This window comes from Stenotrophomonas sp. S49, assembly GCF_016624905.1.
GTDB lineage: Bacteria > Pseudomonadota > Gammaproteobacteria > Xanthomonadales > Xanthomonadaceae > Stenotrophomonas.
The window spans coordinates 26,156-32,972 of record NZ_JACVUD010000044.1 but is presented as its reverse complement, the minus strand read 5'-3'; the positions used below and the strand labels follow the sequence as shown (position 1 = coordinate 32,972).

Below are 6,817 nucleotides of genomic sequence, written 5' to 3'. Positions count from 1 at the left end.
TTACATCTTGCCCAAGGGTCCCCCCGGGCCATGCCCGGCGGCGCACGATCCATCCGCGCTGCGCGCTCGCCGGGCATGACCCGGCGCTACCGGATCAGGCCTTTCGGCGCTCGATCAGGTTCAACAGCGGCCCGGTCATCGCGGTGGTTACCAGCGCCATGATCACCAGCACCGCGAACAAGCGATCGCCCAGCAGGCCCAGTTCGTAGCCCAGGTTCAGCACGATCAGCTCCATCAAGCCGCGGGTGTTCATCAGCGCACCCAGGCGCCACGCCTCGCGGCTGGGCATGCCGGTACTGCGTGCGGCGCTGAAGGTGCCCAGCAGCTTGCCCGCCGTGGCCACCGCAATCACCACCAGGCACAGCAGGATGTCCTGGGTCTGCAGCGCATCGGCGCGCATGCGCAGGCCGGTCATGGCGAAGAACAGCGGCAGCAGCAGGGTCACCGCGAACGGTTCCACCCGCGCCATCAGCAGGTGCCGCAGCTGCTCGTTGGACGACACCGCCACGCCGGCGGCGAACGCACCGAACAAGGCATGGATACCCAGCACTTCGGTCACCAGCGCGCTGGCCAGGGCCAGCAGCAGGATGCCCAGCAACCAGCGCCCCTCGCGCCCGGCAACAATCTGCTGGCGCGCAAACCAGGGCTTCACCACGCCCAGCATGATCGCCACGAACAGCACCACGCAGACCAGGTTCAGGCTGGCCGTCAGCCAGCCGGTGGCCTGCGCGGCAGCCACGATCAATGCCAGCAGGCACCACGCCGTGGCATCGCCCAGTGCAGCGCAGGCAATGGCGGTCTGCCCCAGCGGGCTGTGGGTGATGCCGCGGTCGGCCAGGATGCGCAGCAGCACCGGGAAGGCGGTGATGCTCATCGACACGCCCACGAACAGCGCGAACGCGGTGAAGCCCACGCCCTGCGGCCCATGCTGCGGGTACAGCCACACCGCCAGCAGCACGCCCATCACGAATGGCACGGCAATGCCGGCGTGGCTGACGGTGAACGCGAACCGGCGGCGCCCGCGCAGTGCGCCCAGGTCCAGTTCGGCACCGGCCACCAGCAGGAACATCAACACGCCCAACTGGCTGAGCATGCCCAGCGGCCCCAGCGACGCGGCCGGGAACAGCAGGCCATGGACCTGCGGCAGCAGACTGCCCAGCAGCAGCGGTCCCATCATCAGGCCGGCTGCCATTTCACCGATCACCGCCGGTTGCCCCAGGCGCTTGAGCAGCGCGCCGGCCCCCTTGGCCACCAGCAGCAGCACCAGCAGCTGCAGCAGGAACAGCCCCAGCGGCGAGGTCAGGTGATGGGCCCAATCGGCGCCGACAACGGCTTCGGCCTTGGCCGCCGCCACAGGCACGCACGGACCGGCATAGCGGGCCAGCAACAGGCCGGCCAGCAGAGGAAGCGCGGCCCAGGCCAGGTAGCGCCACCCCCATTTCATCGGCGGCGCGTGGCCTCCGTTCTGTACGTCCATGAACATTCCCCAATGCGCAGGGGGCCGATGATACTTGCTTGCGCCGGGCATGGCCCGGCGCTACCGGTCATCGCTCAGGCCAGGGCCTGTTCGTGCACGCCGGCGATGGCGCGGCCGGACGGATCGGCGGCCGCGGCGAAGCTGGCATCCCAGGCGATGGCCGCCGGCGACGAACAGGCAATCGACTTGCCGCCTGGCACGGTTTCCGCGGCGGCATGGCTGGGGAAGAACTGCTCGAACAGGTGGCGGTAGTAGTACGCCTCCTTGGTCTGCGGCGGGTTGTGCGGGAAGCGCTTGTCGGCGGCCGCCAGCACGCGGTCGCTCACCTGCGCTTCGGCATGCGCCTTCAGCCCGTCGATCCAGCCGTAACCCACGCCATCGCTGAACTGCTCCTTCTGCCGCCACAGGATGCTGTCGGGCAGGTAGCCATCGAAGGCCTCGCGCAGTACCGCCTTCTCGATGCGGCGGCCACCGAAACCGGCGCCGACCATCTTGTGGGCGGCATCGAAGCGCATGGCTACGTCCAGGAACTGGCGGTCCAGGAACGGTACGCGCGGCTCCACGCCCCAGGCCATCATCGACTTGTTGGCACGCAGGCAATCGTAGTTGTGCAGGGCATCGAGCTTGCGCACCAGTTCCTGGTGGAATTCGCGCGCATCGGGCGCCTTGTGGAAGTACAGATAGCCGCCGAAGATCTCGTCGCTGCCTTCGCCGGACAGCACCATCTTCACCCCCATCGCCTTGATCCGCCGTGCCAGCAGGAACATCGGGGTGGACGCGCGGATGGTGGTCACATCGTAGGTTTCGATGTGGCGGATCACTTCCGGCAGCACGTCCAGGCCTTCTTCGAAGGTGTATTCGAAACCGTGGTGCACCGTGCCCAGCGCTTCGGCGGCCACCGCGGCGGCGGCCAGGTCCGGCGATCCCTGCAGGCCAATGGCGAAGGAGTGCAGGCGGGGCCACCAGGCTTCACTCTGACCGCCATCTTCGATGCGGCGGCGGGCAAAGCGTGCGGCCACGGCCGCCACCAGCGACGAATCCAGGCCACCGGACAACAGCACGCCGTAGGGCACATCGCTCATCAGCTGGCGTTCCACCGCCTGTTCGAAGGCCTGGCGCAGCTCGGCCAGGTCGGCCTGGCGCCCTTCCACATCGGCGTAGTCGCGCCACGGTTGCTGGTAATAGCGGACCAGTTCGCCGCTGGCGCTGTCGTAGTAATGGCCCGGCGGGAACTGCGCCACGTCGGCACAGGTGTCCACCAGCGCCTTCATTTCCGAGGCCACGCGCAAGCGGCCCTGGGCATCGTGGCCCCAGTACAGCGGCACCACGCCGATCGGATCGCGGGCAACCAGCACGCGACCGGCATCGCGATCCCACAGGGCAAAGGCAAAGATGCCGTTGATCTGCTCCAGCCACTGCGCCGGCGCACCGCCCTGGCGGTACAGCGCGTTGATCACCTCGCAGTCCGAACCGGTCTGGAAGTCGTAGGGCTGGGTCAGGCCCGCCTTCAGCGCCTGGTGGTTGTAGATTTCGCCGTTCACCGCCAGCGCCAGCTGCCCGTCCGCCGACAGCAGCGGCTGCGAACCGCCGGCCGGATCGACGATGGCCAGGCGTTCGTGTACCAGCAGTGCGCCTTCGTCCAGGTATACCCCGCTCCAGTCCGGGCCGCGGTGGCGCTGCCGCTGCGACAGTTCCAGCGCGTGGCGGCGCAGGGCGGGAAGATCGTCACCGGCCTGCAGGCCGAAGATGCCGAAGATCGAACACATGGGAGGGCTCCTGTTGTGGGGAATTACACGGGGGGAAGGTGTTCGACCGGCCAACCAGGCCCGGGCAGGCTGCGCCCGGGCACAAAAAAACCCGCATCGACCGATGCGGGTTTTCTGGTGTCCGGGCGTATGAAGCTGTCTATCTACCCAGGGCGCAGTCCCGCATCGGCCGCGCACGATTATTCGCGCGCAGATTATTGCGGTTGGTATTGACGGCGGTGGCCAGGCGGATCGACATGGGATTGAAGCTACCCCGCTTTTCCGACGGGCGCAACAGTTGCGTCGGCAACCAGTGCAGGCCGCAGACAGCGCCACAACGGCATACTGCGGCCCCGCCATTGATCGATCACTGGAATGCCACACCGCATTGGACGCCCCCTGCCCCACCTGTTCGCGCTGGCCTGTGCGCTGGCCCTGGGCGCCTGCAGCAGTCCAGCGCCGCGCACGCCACCCGCGCTGGCCGCAACCTGGGAACGCGAGGCCGCCGATGGCCGCTTCGAGAGCGCCTTCAGCGCCGCCGAGTACTTCGAGGTGCGCAATGACCGGCGTGCGCTGGACCTGTATGCCCGGGCGGCCGCCGCGCAGCCGTGGACGTTCAACAACACACGGGCCGAAGCAGCTCTGGGGCGGATCTGGAGCGAGGGCACGCTGCGCCACGGCACGGCGCCCGACGTGGTCACCGCGCCGCCCATCCGCGCGTCGTGGCGACGTGGCGAGCGCTGGTATCTGGCCGCCGCCCAACATGGCAATCCCTATGCATTCGCCGACCTGGCCCAGGCCTACCGGCGGCGTGGCGACGCCGCGCAGGCACTGCGCTGGGACCTGCGGCAGATGGTCTACAAGCGCCTGCCCTCACGCTCATCCGGACTGCCGGCCGCACTGGCAACGCAGGACGGCACGCCGCACCCGCAGCTAGTGAAGCTGCAGCGGCGCGCCGCCCGTGGCGATGCCGACGCCCAGGTGGACCTGGGTGCGGTGCTGGAGCGCGGCGTGGGACTGCCTCGTGATCCCGCACGCGCGCTGCAGCTGTACCAGCAGGCCGGCGAGCACGGCCATGTCTTTGGCCAGTACTTCGCCGGGCTGCTGCTGGGCCGCGGCGCACCGGGCGTGCCGCGCGACCGCGATGCCGCCGCGGCCTGGTTCGCGCGTGCCGAAGCACAGCGCTTCTACATGGCCGCACCGTCGTACTGGCAGCGCGCGGTAGAGCCGCCGATGTTCAACTTCTCGGAGTAGCGCTGGCGCTGTACACGGCCACGCCGGCATCACAAGACTGCCCCTGCGCCGCAGAGTTGGCGAAAATGGAGCTTGGCTTGAAACAACGGCAGTACACATGGCCCAGGCTCGTTTCCATGGCGAAACCATCGACCGCGCGCGCATGCAGGCGATTGTCGCCGCCCATCCGCGCGCGGCGCGCTTCGAGGAATGTTCGTTCGAGCACGGCGATTTTTCCCGCCTGGACATGGACGGGTTCCAGTTCGACCACTGTGCAGTGGCCGGTTCGCAGTGGCTGGCGGCATCGCTGGAGGAAACGCAGTGGAGCCGCTGCCGTGGCGCCGGTGTCGATTTCACTTCGGCCCAGCTGAGCGATTCGCGCTTTGAACACTGCGATCTGAACAACAGTCACTGGCGGCGCTCGACGCTGTCGTCGGTGCAGTTCCTGGGCTGCAAGCTGACCGGCGCGCAGCTGCAGGAAGCCGGTGGCTGGCTGCTGTCGTTCCGCGATTGCCTGCTGGTCAGCGCCGACCTGCGCGGGCTGTCATTCCGCAAGTCGCAGTTGTGCGGCAATGATTTTTCCGAAGCCGATGTCTCCGGCTGCGACTTCCGCGATGCGGTGTTCGAGGGCGGCAGCCTGCGCAACGTGCAGGCACGGCTGGCGCGCTTCGATGGCGCCGACCTGCGTGATACCGATATCAGCGGACTGAACGTGATGGATGCCAAGCACTTCCGCAAGGCGCGCATCTCGCATGCGCAGGCGGCTGCGGCGATGGCCGCGTTCGGCTTGATCGTGGGATGACTTGACCCGGGTGTGACACCAGGCCGGCGCCCGCCAACGGGCACCGGCCAGTGCAGGCGCTGGATCAGCCCAGCAGCCGTTCTACCAAGCGCTGGTACAGCCCAGGCAACGCGTCCAGTTCGTCCACGCGCACGTTTTCGTCCACCTGGTGGATGCTGGCATTCACCGGCCCCACTTCGATGCACTGTGCGCCCAGCGGCGCGATGAAACGTGCATCCGAGGTACCGCCACCGGTGCTTTCTTCCGGCGCCCGGCCGATGTGCTCGGCCAGCACCGCACGCGCGGTGGCGCGCAGGGTGCCTTCAGGGGTGTAGAACGGCTCGCCGCTGCGGTGCCACTTCAGGCTGTACTGCAGGCCGTGGCGGTCCAGCAGCGCGCTGATCTCTGCTTCCAGCTTCGGCGCGTCCCAGTGCGGGTTGTAGCGGATGTTGAAATCCACCTCCAGCACGCCGGGAATCACGTTGTTGGCACCGGTACCGGCGTGGATGTTGGAGATCTGCAGGCTGGTCGGCGGGAAGCTCTCATAGCCCTCGTCCCAGCGCCGCGCGCTCAGTTCGGCCAGCGCCGGTGCGGCTTGGTGGATCGGGTTGCGCGCCTTGTCCGGGTACGCGACGTGGCCTTGCACGCCCTGCACCTGCAGCTTCGCCGACAGGCTGCCGCGACGGCCGACACGCAGCAGGTCGCCCAGGGTGGCGGTGGACGACGGTTCGCCGGTGATGCACCAGTCGATGCGTTGCCCGCGTTCGGCGAACAGACGCGCGACATGGCGCACGCCATCGATGGCATCGCCTTCCTCATCGCTGGTCAGCAGCACGGCCAGCGTGCCGGGATGATCCGGGTGGGCGGCAACGAACTGCTCGGCGGCCACCACGAACGCGGCCACGCTGCCCTTCATGTCGGCCGCGCCACGCCCGTACAGCACACCGTCGCGGATCTGCGGCACGAACGGATCGCTCTGCCAGGCCTCGCGCGGGCCCGGCGGCACCACGTCGGTGTGGCCCAGCAGCACCAGCATCGGCGCGCCGCTGCCGTGGGTGGCCCACAGGTTGTCGACCTCGCCCAGGCGCAGGTGCTCGCGGTGGAAGCCGGCGGCGGCCAGGCGATCGCCCAGCAGCGCCTGGCAACCGGCGTCGTCGGGGGTGACCGACGGCCGCGCGATCAGCTCGCAGGCCAGGTCCAGGACGGCGCTCACGCGCCGCCCACGCCGAAGCGCGCCTTGAAGCCGTTGTCACTGAAGCCCTGGCTGACCGTGCCGTCGGCGGTGACCACCAGCGGACGTTTGATCAGCTGCGGGTATTCGCGCAGCAGCAGCTTCCACTCGGCGTCCGATTCGGCCGCCTTGCGGTTGTCCGGCAACTGCCGCCAGGTGGTGGACGACTTGTTGACCATCGCGGCCAGGCCGCCCAGCTGCGCGGCCCATTGCAGCAGCGTTTCCGGGCTGGGCTTGTTGTCGCGGTAGTCAACGAAGGTGTACGCCACGCCGAAGCGGTCCAGCCACTTGGTGGCCTTCTTGCAGGTGTCGCAGTTCTTCAGGCCGTAGACGGTGGTGGTCATGCAGGC

At 68.5% G+C, this 6,817-nt stretch carries 6 protein-coding genes; 2 read left to right on the top strand and 4 right to left on the bottom strand.

The features are described 5' to 3' along the window. Positions 1-94: 94 nt before the first annotated feature. Positions 95-1,483 carry a cation:proton antiporter gene (locus IAE58_RS11220; protein ID WP_199933385.1) on the bottom strand — a complete coding sequence of 463 codons (1,389 nt, stop codon included), beginning with the start codon at positions 1,481-1,483 and terminating at the stop codon, positions 95-97. Positions 1,484-1,551: 68 nt separating this feature from the next. Further along, positions 1,552-3,243, bottom strand: a complete 1,692-nt coding sequence (gene asnB, locus IAE58_RS11215; protein WP_108755782.1) for an asparagine synthase B — start codon at positions 3,241-3,243, stop codon at positions 1,552-1,554. 354 nt (positions 3,244-3,597) lie between these two features. Here asnB and IAE58_RS11210 point away from each other — a divergent pair, with 354 nt between their 5' ends. Both IAE58_RS11210 and IAE58_RS11205 read left to right on the top strand, forming a co-directional pair. Further along, positions 3,598-4,476, top strand: coding sequence for a tetratricopeptide repeat protein (locus tag IAE58_RS11210; RefSeq protein ID WP_199933384.1), 879 nt, complete (start codon positions 3,598-3,600; stop codon positions 4,474-4,476). A 97-nt stretch (positions 4,477-4,573) separates the two neighbouring features. After that, positions 4,574-5,257 (top strand): pentapeptide repeat-containing protein, encoded by a 684-nt coding sequence (locus IAE58_RS11205; RefSeq protein ID WP_199933383.1) that lies wholly within the window; start codon positions 4,574-4,576, stop codon positions 5,255-5,257. A 64-nt stretch (positions 5,258-5,321) separates the two neighbouring features. On the opposite strand, the gene dapE is transcribed toward IAE58_RS11205, so the two are convergent. Beyond that, entirely contained in the window at positions 5,322-6,449 is a 1,128-nt protein-coding gene (dapE, locus tag IAE58_RS11200) for a succinyl-diaminopimelate desuccinylase (protein WP_199933382.1), read from the bottom strand. Continuing rightward, on the bottom strand, positions 6,446-6,811 hold the full coding sequence (locus IAE58_RS11195; RefSeq protein WP_199933381.1) for an arsenate reductase: 366 nt from the start codon (positions 6,809-6,811) through the stop codon (positions 6,446-6,448). The genes dapE and IAE58_RS11195 overlap by 4 nt, the downstream gene beginning before the upstream one ends. Positions 6,812-6,817 lie beyond the last annotated feature (6 nt).

What these genes read in the sequence shown, in the direction of transcription:
- IAE58_RS11220 (WP_199933385.1), bottom strand. Translation starts at nt 1,483, where the DNA reads ATGTTCATGGACGTACAGAACGGAGGCCACGCGCCGCCGATGAAATGG.
- asnB (WP_108755782.1), bottom strand. Translation starts at nt 3,243, where the DNA reads ATGTGTTCGATCTTCGGCATCTTCGGCCTGCAGGCCGGTGACGATCTT.
- IAE58_RS11210 (WP_199933384.1), top strand. Translation starts at nt 3,598, where the DNA reads ATGCCACACCGCATTGGACGCCCCCTGCCCCACCTGTTCGCGCTGGCC.
- IAE58_RS11205 (WP_199933383.1), top strand. Translation starts at nt 4,574, where the DNA reads ATGGCCCAGGCTCGTTTCCATGGCGAAACCATCGACCGCGCGCGCATG.
- IAE58_RS11195 (WP_199933381.1), bottom strand. Translation starts at nt 6,811, where the DNA reads ATGACCACCACCGTCTACGGCCTGAAGAACTGCGACACCTGCAAGAAG.